Origin of the sequence: Schlesneria paludicola DSM 18645 (assembly GCF_000255655.1) — a bacterium.
GTDB lineage: Bacteria > Planctomycetota > Planctomycetia > Planctomycetales > Planctomycetaceae > Schlesneria > Schlesneria paludicola.
Window position 1 is genome coordinate 1,817,349 of sequence record NZ_JH636434.1, and the last position, 15,016, is coordinate 1,832,364.

Genomic DNA, 15,016 nt, shown 5'->3' on the forward strand with positions numbered 1-15,016 from the left:
AAAACTGAATTGATGAATTACGACGATCGAAATCAAAAGAGGTGAAAATCCGATATCGATTGGAATCCAAGAAAAATCTAAAGCTTTACTCAGATCCTGTCGAGACGAGGTTTTGATGTTGCAGATTCGCCCAGATTGCCTTGCCTGTTCAACTGTCGGCAATTTTGCGTACGATCGCACCACTTTCGAGCAAATCGTCATTGCTCGCCCAGCTCCGAACCTGAATTCGCACGTCGAGAAACTCGCGGCGAACATCACAATGAGCCTGCGAGTGATGTTCACGTTCCTGTCAGAACAGAAGTAACCGGCCCACGAGTGCGGCGAGCCTCGGTCCCCCCGAGGCCGTCCGTGTTAAAAGGTCATCCGTGAACTAAGATTTCCTGCGACCGACACGGAGACAGGTAAAACGTTCTGTGTCGATCTGAGTTGCCGATCCTGGTCGCCACGTAGGTCTTTCCGGAACATCGAGATGTCTGATTCGACTGCGTTCGCTTCGATCGCCGAACTTGGACGATCGCTTCGAAACAAAGATGTGACAGCGATTGAATTGGCCGAGAGTTCTCTCGAACGACTGGAACGTTGGGGGGCAGAATTCAACGCCGTCGTCAGGACGACACGCGATTTGGCACTTGCCCAAGCCAGGCAGGCCGACGACGAATTACGAGATGGTCGCGATCGCGGACCGCTGCACGGAATTCCTTATGGACTCAAGGATCTCTTCGCAACGAAGGGAATTCCCACTTCGTGGGGCGCCGCGCCACTCAAAGACCAGATGATCGATGACGACGCGACGGTTGTTGTCCGCCTGCGAGAATCCGGCGCCATCTTGTGCGCCAAACTTGCCATGGTCGAACTGGCTGGCGGGTTCGGCTACAAGCAAGCCAACGCCAGTTTCACCGGTCCAGGACGAAACCCCTGGGACCGGACCTGCTGGTCAGGCGGCTCGTCGTCGGGATCTGGTGCGGCCGTTGCCGCGGGCCTCGTTCCGTTCGCGATCGGCACTGAAACGATGGGATCAATCATTACCCCCGCGGGATATTGTGGCGTCACGGGACTGCGTCCGACGTACGGCCGCGTCAGCCGACATGGAGCCATGGCACTCAGTTGGACGATGGACAAGATCGGCCCGATGTGCCGGACGGCAGCAGACTGCGCCCTTGTCCTGCACGCCGTCGCCGGTCCCGATCGAGCTGACGAAACGACTGTTCCAGATCGATGGGAGCGACAGCCAGAACCAAAACAATCCGGCTTTCACTTCGCCGTGCTCGATGCCCCCCCCGACGATGTCCAGCTCGAGGTTCTGGAAAACTACAACGCCATGCTGGACCTGCTGCGGACAATCGGTACCGTCGAGACAATTAAGCTACCAGATCTTCCGTATTCGGTGGTGGCTTCGACCATCATTTCGAGCGAGATGTCCGCCGCGTTTGAATCATTTGTCCGCAGCGGCGACACGTGGGAATTGACCGCGCCAGAAGATCGTTGGGGCGCGCATTCCAATATGCTCATTCCGGCCAAAGACTACATCAACGCCCTGCGTATTCGCACCAAGATTCAGCACGCACTCGACGACATCATCGCCCCATTTGATGCGATCGTCACACCGACACTCAGCACCGAAGCCGGACCCATTGAACAGCGATTCTCTCAATGGTCACGCGGATTCGTTTGTTCGGAGCTCAGTGCGGCCGCTAACGTCGCCGGACTACCGGGAATCACCATTCCCAGTGGCTTCGGTCACCGCGGACTCCCCACCGGAATTGAATTCACGGGACGTGCGTTCAACGAACACTCCATCCTTGCCGCGGCAATCGCGTGTCAGAAATCCAGCGACTGGCACACAAGACACCCGGCTCTGAAGCAGCCGACGCCCGAATGAGAAAAAAACGTTGGTCAGCACGTGTGTGACCAACGTTTCAAATGGTTTCCGCACGAAGATCGTGTCTCACTAAACGGGACGAACGGTGTTCGCAATTATTTGCCGCCCGCGCCCAGAAAGCTAAACAGACCTTTCCGCGTTGGCTTCTTCTCTTCCAGCGCGTCTTCGGCCTCTGTCGCCTGATCAAGATTCCGAGCCAGTTGAATGATGCTTTTTGTCAGGCGCGACTTGGGTGCCTGCGAAATCAATGGAATTCCATTGTTTCTCGCTTCGACCATCGTGCCATATTCATTTGGAATCTGTGCAAAGACATCGTGACCGAGAACTTCAAGCGCCTTCGACAAGCTGATCGAACTATCCTCAAGGCCCATACGATTGACCACAATCTTGACCTTCTCGAACAGGCCCGTCTGTCGCTTGAAATACTGCATTAACCGGTTCGCATTTCGCAATGACGGCAGGTCCAATTGAGTGACAATCAGAATCACATCCGATGCTGCCATTGCCGCCTGATCGAGAGCTCCGTAGCTCTTGCTCAGGTCGATGACCAAATGGGTAAAGGTCGCTTTCAAGAGCGCAATCATCCGGCGCATTTCATCGGCACCGATATGCGTTTTCTCTTCCATCTCAACGGGTCGCGGCAATAAAAAGGCCCCGCACTCGTGCTTCGTCAACGAGCGACGCAGCAGCGAGTAGTCCAGTCGAGTAATGTTTTCGGCAACATCCTGGATTGTGTAGTCGGGAATAATATCCAGCCACACATCCGCATCACCCAGCGCCAAATCAAGATCGATAATCGAAACGCTGCGACCAGGGTGCTGGGCCAGGCAACATCCCAGATTGATGGCGAGAGATGTGCACCCGATTCCGCCAGAAACACCTGCCACGGAAATCACCTGACTGGCACGCACTTGTCCATCGCCCTGAGCCTTGCCCATCACCAGCCGGATCCGTTCGAGCGCCGCCAGGAAATCATCCAATTTCAGGGGACTGGAAAGAAACTCCTTCGCCCCGTTCCGCATCGCCTGCAGAATCAGAGTACCTTCTTGAGAACTGCTCAGTACCAGGATCTGACACGAGGGATAGTTCTGATGAATGTGCGCCACCACCTCCAGCCCGCTCTGCGGACTGGAATCAATGGCGACCAATGCAATGTCAGGCTGAGTCTGCTTCAAGACATCGGGGAAGAATTCGTAGCGTGAGCATTCCGCTTCCAGCCACACGGCGTCAATCCCGAGAAGCAATGGCTTCAGCGTGTTCCGCGAAGCATCGTTTGGATCAACGAGTGCGAGTCGGATAACGCTTTTCATGGAACAACCTTTAACGCTTTCTGATGGCCTGTGATCGCGGTCGAAACGCTGCGACGGGGTCGACCGTCCGGTGAAATTGTCTGACACGTGGTACTCTTTGTTTGAGAACACCTTTCTGCTCGGCCTCTAACAGCAATCAACGGCCAACGGTCTTGGTCAAGTCGCCAATCTCGTATTACTGGCCAGTCTCATCTCGCTTTTGACTCTTCGATTGCGTTTCTGTCGTGCGTTCCGATTTCGGGGATTTCTTGAATCCAGCCGGCTGAACCGAGGATTCATCCGTATCCTGCAATCCCCGTGTTGTCGGGGGTTTTGATCGAGATGGGGGTTTGGCGGATCGCGTCCGTCGCGACAAGCCGTTTTCGGTACTTGGAGGTGGTGGAACAGGGGAGGTCGTCCCTGGACCGGATGGTGAAATCAATCCACCCGATGTCGGGTTAGGCAGTGTCCCCATTCCGGAACTTGGCGATGTTCCCATAATCGGCGTTGGCGTCACCGCAGGTGAGATCGGAATGCTGGATCGCGATGGCTGGTAATCTCCCTGAAATCGATTCAGATAGTTTCCGTCGCATTCTGTGCCGCAATCTGGACCGTATTTGGGAACTTCGATTAAACCATAGTCATAAAGTTCGCGGTCGGTCGGAACGGTCGTATTCATCCCTGGACCGCCAGGCGGAACCTGATCCGATGGCATACTGTTTCCGAATTCCGGGGTAATCAGAATGATCAACTCGGTTTCCGACTGCTGAGAGATCGTCTTTCGGAACATCGCACCGACCAGTGGCAATTCACCCAGGAACGGCGTTTTCAAATTTGATCCCATCACTCGGGTCGAGATCAATCCGCCGACGACCATCGTATCGCCGAAATTCATGTCGACAGTCGACTGAACTTTTCGTTTCGAAATGCCGGGAACCGTCGTGCCCTGCAACGTAATCGAGTTCGCCGTATCTTTGTCGCTCACTTCCGCCGTCACCTGCAGCTTGACGCGTGTCGGGCTGATCACGATCGGCAGCGTCTGCAAAATGACCCCGAATTCACGGAACTCGATCGTCACTGTTCCGAGCCCACCAGGAACTGGAATCGGAAACTCGCCCCCATCTTCCAAGCGGGCCGCTTCGCCACTGCGAACAACCAGTACGGGTTCCGACATCACCTTCAACAGGCCTTCTTCCTTCAAGGCCTGCACAAACAAATCAAAGGCAAAGTGATTTCCGCTGAATCCCGCGGTCAGTGACAAGGGGTTGGTCGAACTCGGCTGTTGACCGATACTCGGACCGCCCCCGATCGGATTGACCAGACTTGTAATGGGCGTAATCGATCCTGGCGTACTCGCTATGACCGCACTTTGCGTCAATGCCTGGAAGTTGATCCCAAACGTTCGCAGCTTCGAACGCTGAACTTCGAGGATCTTGACTCGCGCCTGAACTTCCTGTGGCCCGCCAACTCGCATGTGATTGATGACGTCTGGAGCATAGACGCGCGCCACATCCATAATCTGCGCGATCGTCTGATTGTCTGTTACATACCCCGTCAGCAGGATGGTTCCCCCAAACAGGGCCCGGCATTCAATTGCCGAGTCGGGAAAATTCTCTTTGAGCACGGCCTGCAGCAAGCGGGCGTCGCCGCTGACGTAAACTTCAATGGAATATCGCTGCCCACTATCGCCGGTGATCACCATCGTGGTCACACCTTGGGTCAGTCCGCGAATTCGCAGACGATTGTGCCCCAGCGACATTACGTTGATGACTTTGTCGTCGAATCCGTCGACCCGTTTCAGCCATTCGCTGAATTCAAGATCTTTGGAGAACTTCTCGGTCAGATTGACCCGCATTTTCGGCGAAATGACTTTCACCGCCTCGTAAGACCGATCGTCTTCTGCCGCACGGCGAACTGTCGACGGAGCAGGACTCTCGGGCGGATCCTGACCGCGTGCGGTCGACTCCATGGCAGGCGCAAGCAACGCCGCAGCCAGAGCACAACCCCACGGCAACCGCCGTGACGTCATTTGGCGAAATGCAAAACCACACCAGCTCTCGAGAGATAACACTCGATCGGAATTGGCACGGCCCGTCGGCTGAATCGTTGACATCCCTGTTCCTCGATTCTGAATCTTTTTGTCTTAAGCGATTGAAGTCTCGGTTCCACCGATGGCCTCAATCCACTGTCGTTCGGAAAGCTCGTTGTGAAAATCATCGCAATTGACAAGTGCATTCGTTTGTTTGTGACGCAGCACTATTGTCGCATGGCATCCGTCGGGACTGCCGCGCTCGTATCTCTCGATGGACTCTTTGGCGTGTTTCTGGCGGGTGTCGCTTCGGTCTCTTGAATCTCTGATTTGGGTGTTCGTTTGCGGCTGAAGAATTTCATCAACGGTGATGCCCATTGATCTCCGATTGTCGGATTCGTCGCGGGTGCAACCGGTTGATGACCATCCGGAAGATCGTGCTCATAGATCTCTTTCTTGTCGCCGTTGTAGATCTCCACTCGCCAGACTGGCCGTGAAGGGTTCTTACCAAGTTGGGCAACTTCAGGTGCGACCGGTTGTTGCTTCAGGTACTCGGAAAAGCTCGATCCAATCGGCCGCTCTTTCGGAGGTGTTTTTGTTTTCGAAATCGTTGAATTCTCGTCGGGAATGTCGGAGGCGTTCTCGAGTTCTCTTGATCGTTGCGCCAACATCGTTTCATCAAGGTCCTGTTCGTCTTCGCTCGCGATGTCTTCTTCACCGAGTAGCGCGAACTGAAGTCGACCTGCGCTGACCACCTTGGCCAGATGCAGAAGTTTCGCCTGCCGTGGATAGGTCACGAACGAAATGTTCTCGACCTTGACGGCGTTCGGATCTTTCGTGGCGACGTCGTTTCCGGCAACCTTGTCACCAACCGCGATTACCTTAACGCGTTTCAAAACGGTCTTGATCGACGTGCTTTCCTGTCCGTCCCGAAGACGACGAGAAATCGCACAAGAGACGGACACGTAACTGCCCGCTCTCAGCAACCCGCTGTGTGTCTGCGTCGAATCGACAGGCAACGAGACCAAAGTCATTCCTTTAGGGATCATGCTGGCAACACCGACCTGGCCTTTGGGGCCCAGATAGGGAATCAGAACAGGCATCGCCGGTGACACACGAATTTTGATTGCATGCCCTGCAAACTCTTCTTTCGTGGTAATCGATCCTTCAGGAGCGTTCTCCCTCGGCCATTCTTTGAAACCAACATTGGTCTCGTCGAGTGGCGTTCCCGGATCCATATCCTTTAATGCGACCAGGATCTTAATCATTTCCTGCTCGGGGGCTTTGTTCCCTGACAAAATCGCTTGCGCGCCAATCATTGCGACAAGACCGCAGCCGATCGCGACTGCGAACAACATCATTTGTTTTGATTTCATGGTGAAGTCTCCGCCGCCAATGAGTTCAACGATCCCGCAGTTGACTGGATATGTCGAATGCCATCCGGCATTCAGCCGACTTGTCGCTGCTGAAGGAATCCAGATCTTGAACGTCATTTTCGGCGACCGACGGACTGATTTTCCGTCGACTCTCCGTCATGATCGTCAATCAAGAGTCTGATCTTCACGCGATCAGTACGTATTGGAAGGGAAAGAAGGCATGTATCACGCGAGTGGCGTCATACTTTCCACTCGGCCTCTCCCGAGCAAACTTAGTTCAAGTTTTGCATCCTGCCGGACAACGGCGGCAAATTCTCAGAAATGTTAAAAGAAAAGGGCTCGCGCCAAGGAAACGCGAGCCCTTTCCAAATTTTGCGAACTTTAGATCAAGCCGTAACCCACGGCGTATGCGAAGTACATCAGCGATCCGACACAGATCGGAATGCCGTAGGGCAGCAGAGACATCGTAGGTTTGCGCTCTTTGGCGATGGCGAATAGCTTGTTCGGATCGCGGATCGTCATGATTTCGAACGCAATGTGGAAGAATTGGGTCACGTGGTGCTGAATCCGTCCGCTCCATGCCACCATCACAATGGCCATCAAGGCACCGACGATCACCGTCACCAAGAACGAATTCCAGGTCGTCGCGGCACCCAGCCAGGCGCCAATTCCCGCCATCAGTTTCACATCGCCGGCTCCCATTCCACCGATCGCGTACAGCGGCAACAGACACAGCAATCCGCAGCCAATTCCTGCCAGGCTGGCACTGCAACCCGACCAGCCATTGGCGAGCGTGTGATAGGCCAGGCCCGTCAGCACCATCGGAAACGTAATCCAGTTGGGAACCTTAAGCTGTTTCCCATCGATATAGGCGGCAAAAATCAAAACGGCTGAGACGAGTGTGATATCCCAGTGAACCAACAAAACTTGCAGCCAATCCATGTCCAATCACCTTTCGTAAAGCAGTTGAGGGGCGGCGTCGACGGAGCTTCCAGCTCCCGCCAGCATGCGATCGGTTTTCAGCATCCGCGTTGCTGTCCGGTGGCCAGGTTCACCATCCCCACTAGCAGCACAAGTGCAGCGGGGGCCCATTGGAGAAGCTGGCTACTAGACAAATCAAACCAAATAGGAAGCATGTTCAACCTTCGATCAATCAGCGGGTATTGAAGCGAAATCTCAGAGTCATTTCGACGTGTGCGACTGCTTCAAGAAACCGTGGCAAACGGCAGATTCAAAGACAGGGCGAGGTCAGCGAAGCAACCCGGTCGCAAAATGACGACCGGGTTGCTGAGTTCCTAGGCGGACCGAGTCGCCTGAATGACATTCATTGAAATCACGAGGGCTGGTTCCGCCAAACCACCGGAATAGCTTGGCGATCCTGTTGGAGTGGCCTGTCCCCTGATTTCGATCGTCAATTACAGGGCGTTGGCGGCCGACAGGAACTTGGCATTGGCCTTCGTACCGATCGACGAGACCGTACCGATACAAACGACGATGATCAAAGCGAGCATCACCGCGTATTCAACGGCGGTTGGACCATCTTCCGAAACGAGAAAATTCTTAACGCTGGTCATGAACTTGTTCATTGCTATCCCTCTCAAGACACGGCCCGAATCCCGAAATGGGTGGTAGAGCCCGACTCACTTGCTGAAGCCTTCACGTTGTGGTGGTCATACAGACCAGGAACCGCCTTCTGCTCTCAGCTTGGACTCTCATTTTGAGAAGGCCAGCATCGTCCGTGACACCTGAATCGAAGACGCTTCAAGGGTTCCACCTGAAACCTAGGTCAGGTTTGAAGGTCGTCAAATCGGAATCTCAGAATTTCCGTTCGCACCGAAAGTCTTTGGGAACGAATCGCTGAAGAAAATCCGCACACCCGTAGTCGATCCCGGCGAGCCAAAAGGGGCAGCGAACAGAAAGACGGTTCACAAATGAAATGTGATCAGCACCGGTCGTATTCAAACATTCTGAAATCCCGCCATGAACTTGCGAGCATATTTCCCCAGAATGTCGGTCTCGATATTGACCGTTTGCCCGACCGCACGCTGCCCGAGCGTCGTCACCGACAGAGTATGAGGAATCAGCGCCACGGTGAACCGTTCAGGTTCGGCCAGAACAACAGTCAAACTCACTCCATCCACCGCGACCGATCCCTTAGGAACGAGCAGTTCGGCGAGCGGCGCGGGAATTCGAAACCCCATGGCAATCCACTTGGCATCGCGGTCTAGCTGATCAACAACGCCGACGCCGTCAACATGCCCTTGGACGAAATGCCCACCCAACCGACCATTCACAGGCAATGACCGTTCAAGATTGACCAAGTCGCCAGGCCGCAACGCGCCGAGATTGGTTTTCGAAAGCGTCTCTTGCCCCGCTTGAAATTCCCACGTGTTCTGGCCGAACGCCACGATCGTCAAGCAACAGCCATTGATGGCCACACTGTCACCACAGGCATTCTGAGCCCCGGGATCAGCAGCCAGAGAACGCATGGTTGCAGGCGCCTCAATTGCCAGTCGAACCCCACCCGGCTCCTCGGTCAAGGAAACGACGCGCCCCAGGCACTCAACCAATCCTGTAAACATTCCAGCATCTCATTGGCGTACTTCAATCGCAAAGCGGGACCACGGCCCCGACAGCCCATAGGATAAGTCGTCCGACAAAGGCTTGGCAAACCGTCAGTGCATCAGCGCAGAGATTCAGCCGAAACTCATCGGGTTGAAGGAGACGTTTTTCCACACGGCCTTCTCGACGGCGGAAAGAAATCACCCCTCATTTTGAGCAGACGAACCTCGTTTTCGACGATGAAACCGGCAAAAACGGGCACTCTCGCCAGAACATGCACGTCACGGTCGCTCAGAATCTGCGCATTTCCTCAATGGAGACTTGGCGCTGACAACAGCCCCCGACTATTATCCGGCCTTCGAAAAACGGTCGGGGCTCCCCCTCCGTTTTTCACGGAGAGGTGACAGAGTGGCCGATTGTGCTGGACTCGAAATCGCAACAAGGCTTTTCTCGAATTAACGGGAAAAGCCTTTTTTCGTAGGCTAAATCGCGATTTCCGCCGTTAGCAAAAACCCCCCGAAAACACCCCTAAATACCCCCTTGTGGGTGTCAAAGACACCCGGCCCAAAGATCCGGGGAAATTTCCGAAATAGTAGTTAATTTCCGGACTGAAAGGTCTCTTAATGCGTGCCGATACAGATCCGAGGCTCATTCTTTGCCTTGATGCGCTCGGGATGTCGTTTGCGATGCTTGAACGACTACATTCCCAAATTTGGCCTGCCTGCATTCGCCTGAAAACAGAGTCTCAGCAATTATCGTCAGCATTCTTGCCCTGCTGGTCGTTCGTTGATGTCGTGCATAGGTTGCGAGAGATTTCGCAGTACGTCCCTGGACTAAGCCAAAAGCACCCAGAACTTAAGCGGTTCTTGCGTTCGACTGAACAAGCCGAAGTGCTTCGAAATTACATCCAACACTTAGACAGGGAGCTTTCAAGCCACACTCCGCACAAATTTCCCGTCTGGGGGTCACTAAGCTGGGTAGACCCGACAGAGGGAGATACATGCCATATCGTCCACTCGGGAACGCGGGTTGGAGACATTGTCACATACGGATGCGTGTTCGACATCCAAGAAAAACGCTGGCTATCCAATGTTAGCCTGAACGCTGGAGAAGCGGCCCTGCACTTTGATCCCGTTTTAAATAGCGCAATCAGTTTTCGAGACTTCATAATTCCATGGATTCTCAACACTTACAAGCAGCCATTAACGACCATAACTAGCCTTGAAATACTAACGATAAAGCTCAGATTGTCTGACGATTCGAAGACAATCACGAGTGTCGCATCGACCGACACCAGCATAAACGAAAACGCCCCGCCAGAATGAACGGGCGGGGCGGAAACGATCGCAATCGATTCAATCGAGCACCATACGAATTCGCACGGATGTCTAGAACCACGGAAATGGCGTTTCGTGGCTCAGGGCCGCGACCAGTTCTCGCTTGGGAGTTGAGTCAACTGCCTCAAACCGTCCGAACCGCTGCCCGCCATGCGAGTAGAACTGCAGCTCGTTCTCGACCGGGTTTGCGAAGTCAACGGATTGCATGGCTTTCGCCAGCTTGAGCAGCGTTCCCTTACACGGCTGGAAGCCCTTGCCGATGTACCTTGGCAACCGGGCAAGCGTTCCCAGGGGGAAGTCGAGTTGGTTGATTGAAAGCCGATTCGCGGCCAGATCTTCGAAGAAATCCTCATGTACGTAGACCAAGCCGGTTTGGTCGATCGCCGCACAACAGACCGTGAAGTCAAACTCCGCGATCGTTTCCTCTGGCCCCGCGAAGAATCGATTCTTGATCAACTGAATATGTTGCCCCTTGAACATGTATCCACGGATGTTCGGCTTGTCGTAGATCCTTTTGGCGTTCGTCCGTTCGATGGTCCAGATTCCCTCGGCAAGATCGTCCGGATTGCGGAAGAACACGTCTACATCGCTGTTGCAGGGCTTCCGCTGGAAGTAGTCGCGAAGACTTCCGCCAGCGATCCAGCCTGTGGGAACAGCCTGCAAGGTTTCACGGAACCAGCCGTAGCATTCGGACATGGACTTATCGCTTGGATGAACACAGTTTGGTTTGTTTTTCATAACGAGTGACCTTCGTTGAACGCGTGAGTTTTGATCGGTGCAGATTCAGGTAGTCACGCCCCTTTTTGGTGATCGTGACTTCGATCGTCGCATCTGCGTCGAATGGCACACCGTGCGGTTGCTGCCAGATGATCAGGATGCCAGGGACTCGCGGGACGGTTGCCGACATGGGTCAACCGCCTTTCGCCGTTGCCAGCTTCAACGCATGCTTTTGGCCCGCCTTGACCGCTTGGTACAGTTCTCCCCGTGATCGCAAGCGTCGCTCTTCGTCACACCAACTGGCCTGAATTGCCCGGCATTCCTCCGCGATCTGCTCCAGTGACGGCAGATAGCTCGCATCCTCGCGCCGTCCGTCGCTAGATTCACGCTCCAATAGCGCCGCGAACTCTACATCAAACTTGACTGGCTTGGTCGGTAATTGCGATAGGGTCATCATAGTGCGGTCCCCATTTCCAGCAGTTCGCTGCGCGTCATGAGTGGCCGCAAGGCTACTGTCCAGAAATCTGGCCGTAGCAGTTTGTGCTCGCGGGCAAAGTTCTCGCGGTTCTGAATCTCCAAAGCTTCGTCGTAGGTTAGGCCCAAACGGGCACCGATCGGAAAGCACGATGGATCGGCTGGCCTGTCTTCAGGTGGCATGTCACGGACGAAGAAAACTGCGGCGTTCAGCGCCATGCATGCCCATCTGTTTTTCTGATGGGTGAACAGCGACTGGTTCAATTCCCTCGCAAACTTGACTGCCAAATCCAATGGCAGCCCCTGCAGAATGTCGCTCGGAACGGAGTCAATCCGCTTCGGCGAAAACTCGTTGTACATCTTGATTTCGAGGACGGCACAAACCGGCCCGAGTCTCTTCAAAATGCTCTTCTCTGTCGCGAATCTGACCCAGTCACCGGGAACGGAAATAGACGATGGGCGCAATGGCATTGGGGAAAGCCTCTTTCATATGGCAGACAACAAACAAAAAACGCGTAGGCGTCGTCAGGGCGCACCGGTAGCGCAGAATGATTGCGTACGGCTTGCCCGCTCAGATTCAACGCGTCAAAACGCGAAGCAGTAGGCACGCACGGCAGCTAAGAGCCGCCATCCGGCATGAAAACGAAAAACCCCTCGCGGATTGCTTTGTCTGCCACAACGAAGCGACCGCGAGGGGTCGGAAAGGCGAATCAAATTGTATTGCGTGAGTTAAAACGCTCTCGCTTCGTTGTGGCGAGAGTCACTGTAACACCGCATAAAGAGTCGGTCAACCGTTTTTGTAACTTTAGTAGCAACTTCAGTAGATCCCATTTGCATGATTATGTGCGACACATTCAAGTAGGGCATGGCCAGAAACGAGCATTCTCCAGAAGACCTTGAGCGTATCGCCGCAGAATTGACTGAGGCGTGCGATCGGCTCCGCGCCGTCGCCAAGTCAATGAAAGACGCTGAAATGCCTCAGGTGCTGATACACAGCGCAACGCAACTGAATCTGCATATCCCAGAAGTCATCCAGTGGGCAGAGAAAACAGAGGTTGATGCCAAGGCTCAGCTCCGATCGTTTGTCGCTGGCGTTGAATCAAAGGTTGAGATTCGAAAGCGTTACAACGCCAACCAGAAAGCAGCAGCAGCCAAGAAGCCGTGGCCGAAAAAGGCTGCGAAGAAGAAGGCGGAGTGATGTAGCTCAACGGATGGCGGGCTGTGTTCCCGTCGTTTGTGCAATCGATTGCACTGCGTTTGCCTTCAATTCAAGACAAATAAGGAGGATTGTCGACCAGTGGTCGATACGCAAGTGCGGCCGTTTGACTTGTTCTAACTTAGCTCGACAATCTGAGGATAGTCGCCTCCTCAGAAACAAAAAGGCCCTGCGAGGTTACGCAGGGCCTTTTAAATCTTTCCTCACGATCCCCGCAAGTTATGCGAGTTCTCGCTTGCTGTCAGAGTCACTTGAGTTCTTCTCTACGGGTTGTTCGGAAGGCATCGCGAATATCTCCTTGTCAATGTTCGGTTGCAGATCATTATTGGATTCTGGTGAAGCAAATGCAACATTATTGACGACCCCAGGATCGTCGCCGTAAATTTCTCGGAACGCGTTCTTGAACTCGGTCGTTTCACGAAACTCACGGAATACAGGCCAAGTCTCATAGCCGACACGCAATACGAGTTCGCCTTTTTTTCCGATCTCGCGCATCAGATCGGCCGCATTAGAATAATTCTCTCGTAAAACCTCAACAGCTAATCTCAAGTCTCGTATGCTGCCTGACCACTCAACGTTGTTCAAAATCTTCAAAGCTGCTGGCTTGTCGCCAGACCATTTTATCGCTTGAGCACAATTGATACGGGAAATCTTACTCTGCAAATCGCTTTTCGCGTTTGGCAATCCGATTGCGAATAGCCCAATCGTCTTGGCCAGACTGAACTTCTGTTGCTGTAATAGCTTAAATCCTTCGTCTGTGAGAGCCTTTTCAGATTTTTCAATTTGATTTGGGCAAGTTTTTCGCCACAATGTGTGAGCTAATTTCAGGCCAACTTCGTACAAAACATCAAGAGATGCCTGCAGATATTCTCCGGAAATCTTGAGCTGAGTGCCTTCGATTACGTTATCAGGAATTTTGAATTCACAGCGAAGGCATTCAGAGAGATATTGCTGACTTACGATTCCGTTACAGTGCGTAATCAAATTTCGTCTTTGAGCAGCTTCAATGAACTTTGGCCAGGATTCAAAAGCCTTGATCGTATTCAGGCCGTGGCGGTTAGCGATTTTTGTGAATTGTTCGTCGTAACTATCTCTTAGTAATGAGGATATGTCTCTATCGATGAGTTTTTCAACAGCTTCCTCAATTGTTTTACATTTGAGGAAATCGCCGACCTTGATTGCCTTTTCTTCGAGCTTGTAAATTAACTCTGGCGATTGAGAGAAAATCGCCCGCAGGAGGTTTCCGATAAATGCGTCAAATGTGCTAAACCCAAGTATGAAAAGACCTTCCGCAATAATCTCATCATGCGACGACCCGATTATTTGCGCAATCTTCGTATACTCCTCATAGGTTACCTCGACCTGCTCATTTCCTCCAATCATTTTGGGGATCTGCTTGCCAGCGAGCGTAAATACCTCCCTCAATGTAGTTTGCAAGCGAGACTGCTTTGACAAAAGTGCCATAGAAATATGCGCCGCAGCGCAATTCTCGATTTGGGCGATGCGATCAGTAAATTTGCGGACAACCGCCGGTACATCAGCAATCTGCGGGTTTGCGCTAGTTTCCGATTCGGTATCGTCTGGTTCGGGTGCGTCGGCTTCGTTCAAAGGGCTGCCTCACATTAGTGATATGACGACTATGCTCTTTTGAAAAAGCGTATCCGTCTTGTCGATGACTGTCAAAACATATGTAGTTTCGTACATTGTCAACTCGGGATATTGCTACGACTAGGGCAGGTTCGCTGGCCATACTTTCGCAAACCGCTGGATTCCTCCCACCGCCGAGTTCTCAGCAATCCAAGGGTGCGAACATCAGTTCCAGAAAACCGGCTTGCCTGGATTCAGGCAAGCCGGTTCGACGCCAGCCAGCAGCTACTGCCCAATCATTCCTAATTGGTTTTGGGAGTTCTTAGCGGATTTCGCAGCCGCAAACCTCTGGCCCGCCGTCGTCGACCGTTGCTCCCCATTCTGCGGCCTGCCAGACTAGAGACAAAACGTCACGCTTTGCGAGCCAGAACGTGCGAGAGTTCTTCAGGGGCCGGAAACGCAAGCCGGGCGATGCAGCGCTGATAATGGCGTGCGTGCTTGCGGCCAGATGGGTGATAAGTCGAGACGGATCGGACTTCCTATGGATGAA

General features: G+C 53.3%; 14 protein-coding genes. 3 read left to right on the forward strand and 11 right to left on the reverse strand.

All coding sequences use genetic code 11. The features are described from left to right. Window positions 1-115 precede the first annotated feature (115 nt). Both OSO_RS0108920 and OSO_RS0108925 read left to right on the forward strand, forming a co-directional pair. The gene (locus OSO_RS0108920) at window positions 116-304 is read left to right on the forward strand and encodes a hypothetical protein (RefSeq protein ID WP_010583062.1); all 189 of its coding nucleotides are present in this window, start codon (window positions 116-118) and stop codon (window positions 302-304) included. A gap of 165 nt (window positions 305-469) precedes the next feature. Further along, window positions 470-1,879 (forward strand): amidase, encoded by a 1,410-nt coding sequence (locus OSO_RS0108925; RefSeq protein ID WP_010583063.1) that lies wholly within the window; start codon window positions 470-472, stop codon window positions 1,877-1,879. 95 nt (window positions 1,880-1,974) lie between these two features. Here OSO_RS0108925 and OSO_RS0108930 read toward each other — a convergent pair whose 3' ends face one another. The 10 genes from OSO_RS0108930 to OSO_RS0108990 all read right to left on the reverse strand — a co-directional run bounded on the left by OSO_RS0108930 (window position 1,975) and on the right by OSO_RS0108990 (window position 12,134). Beyond that, window positions 1,975-3,189: a CpaE/TadZ family protein gene (locus OSO_RS0108930; protein ID WP_010583064.1), complete on the reverse strand. Its 1,215-nt coding sequence runs from the start codon at window positions 3,187-3,189 to the stop codon at window positions 1,975-1,977. Between the two features lie 175 nt (window positions 3,190-3,364). Then, window positions 3,365-5,281, reverse strand: coding sequence for a type II and III secretion system protein family protein (locus tag OSO_RS0108935; protein WP_010583065.1), 1,917 nt, complete (start codon window positions 5,279-5,281; stop codon window positions 3,365-3,367). 143 nt (window positions 5,282-5,424) lie between these two features. Beyond that, window positions 5,425-6,573: a Flp pilus assembly protein CpaB gene (gene cpaB / locus OSO_RS0108945; protein WP_157605103.1), complete on the reverse strand. Its 1,149-nt coding sequence runs from the start codon at window positions 6,571-6,573 to the stop codon at window positions 5,425-5,427. Window positions 6,574-6,954: 381 nt separating this feature from the next. Next, window positions 6,955-7,515 carry an A24 family peptidase gene (locus OSO_RS0108950; protein ID WP_010583067.1) on the reverse strand — a complete coding sequence of 187 codons (561 nt, stop codon included), beginning with the start codon at window positions 7,513-7,515 and terminating at the stop codon, window positions 6,955-6,957. 473 nt (window positions 7,516-7,988) lie between these two features. Further along, window positions 7,989-8,159, reverse strand: a complete 171-nt coding sequence (locus OSO_RS0108955) for a Flp family type IVb pilin (RefSeq protein ID WP_010583068.1) — start codon at window positions 8,157-8,159, stop codon at window positions 7,989-7,991. A gap of 372 nt (window positions 8,160-8,531) precedes the next feature. Continuing rightward, window positions 8,532-9,155, reverse strand: coding sequence for a riboflavin synthase (locus OSO_RS0108965; RefSeq protein WP_010583069.1), 624 nt, complete (start codon window positions 9,153-9,155; stop codon window positions 8,532-8,534). 1,368 nt (window positions 9,156-10,523) lie between these two features. Continuing rightward, a complete protein-coding gene (locus tag OSO_RS0108975) occupies window positions 10,524-11,168 on the reverse strand; it encodes a Gabija anti-defense Gad2 family protein (RefSeq protein ID WP_010583071.1) in 645 nt (214 codons plus the stop codon). Between the two features lie 4 nt (window positions 11,169-11,172). Then, complete coding sequence (locus OSO_RS0108980) at window positions 11,173-11,379, reverse strand: hypothetical protein (RefSeq protein ID WP_010583072.1); 207 nt, start codon at window positions 11,377-11,379, stop codon at window positions 11,173-11,175. Window positions 11,380-11,382: 3 nt separating this feature from the next. Continuing rightward, complete coding sequence (locus tag OSO_RS42770; RefSeq protein WP_010583073.1) at window positions 11,383-11,646, reverse strand: hypothetical protein; 264 nt, start codon at window positions 11,644-11,646, stop codon at window positions 11,383-11,385. Then, window positions 11,643-12,134 carry a hypothetical protein gene (locus tag OSO_RS0108990; protein ID WP_010583074.1) on the reverse strand — a complete coding sequence of 164 codons (492 nt, stop codon included), beginning with the start codon at window positions 12,132-12,134 and terminating at the stop codon, window positions 11,643-11,645. The genes OSO_RS42770 and OSO_RS0108990 overlap by 4 nt, the downstream gene beginning before the upstream one ends. Before the next feature lie 394 nt (window positions 12,135-12,528). Here OSO_RS0108990 and OSO_RS0108995 point away from each other — a divergent pair, with 394 nt between their 5' ends. Next, window positions 12,529-12,861, forward strand: coding sequence for a hypothetical protein (locus tag OSO_RS0108995; protein ID WP_010583075.1), 333 nt, complete (start codon window positions 12,529-12,531; stop codon window positions 12,859-12,861). A gap of 237 nt (window positions 12,862-13,098) precedes the next feature. Here the strand turns inward: OSO_RS0108995 and OSO_RS0109000 are convergent, their stop codons facing one another. Further along, a complete protein-coding gene (locus OSO_RS0109000) occupies window positions 13,099-14,487 on the reverse strand; it encodes a hypothetical protein (RefSeq protein ID WP_010583076.1) in 1,389 nt (462 codons plus the stop codon). Window positions 14,488-15,016: the final 529 nt, after the last annotated feature.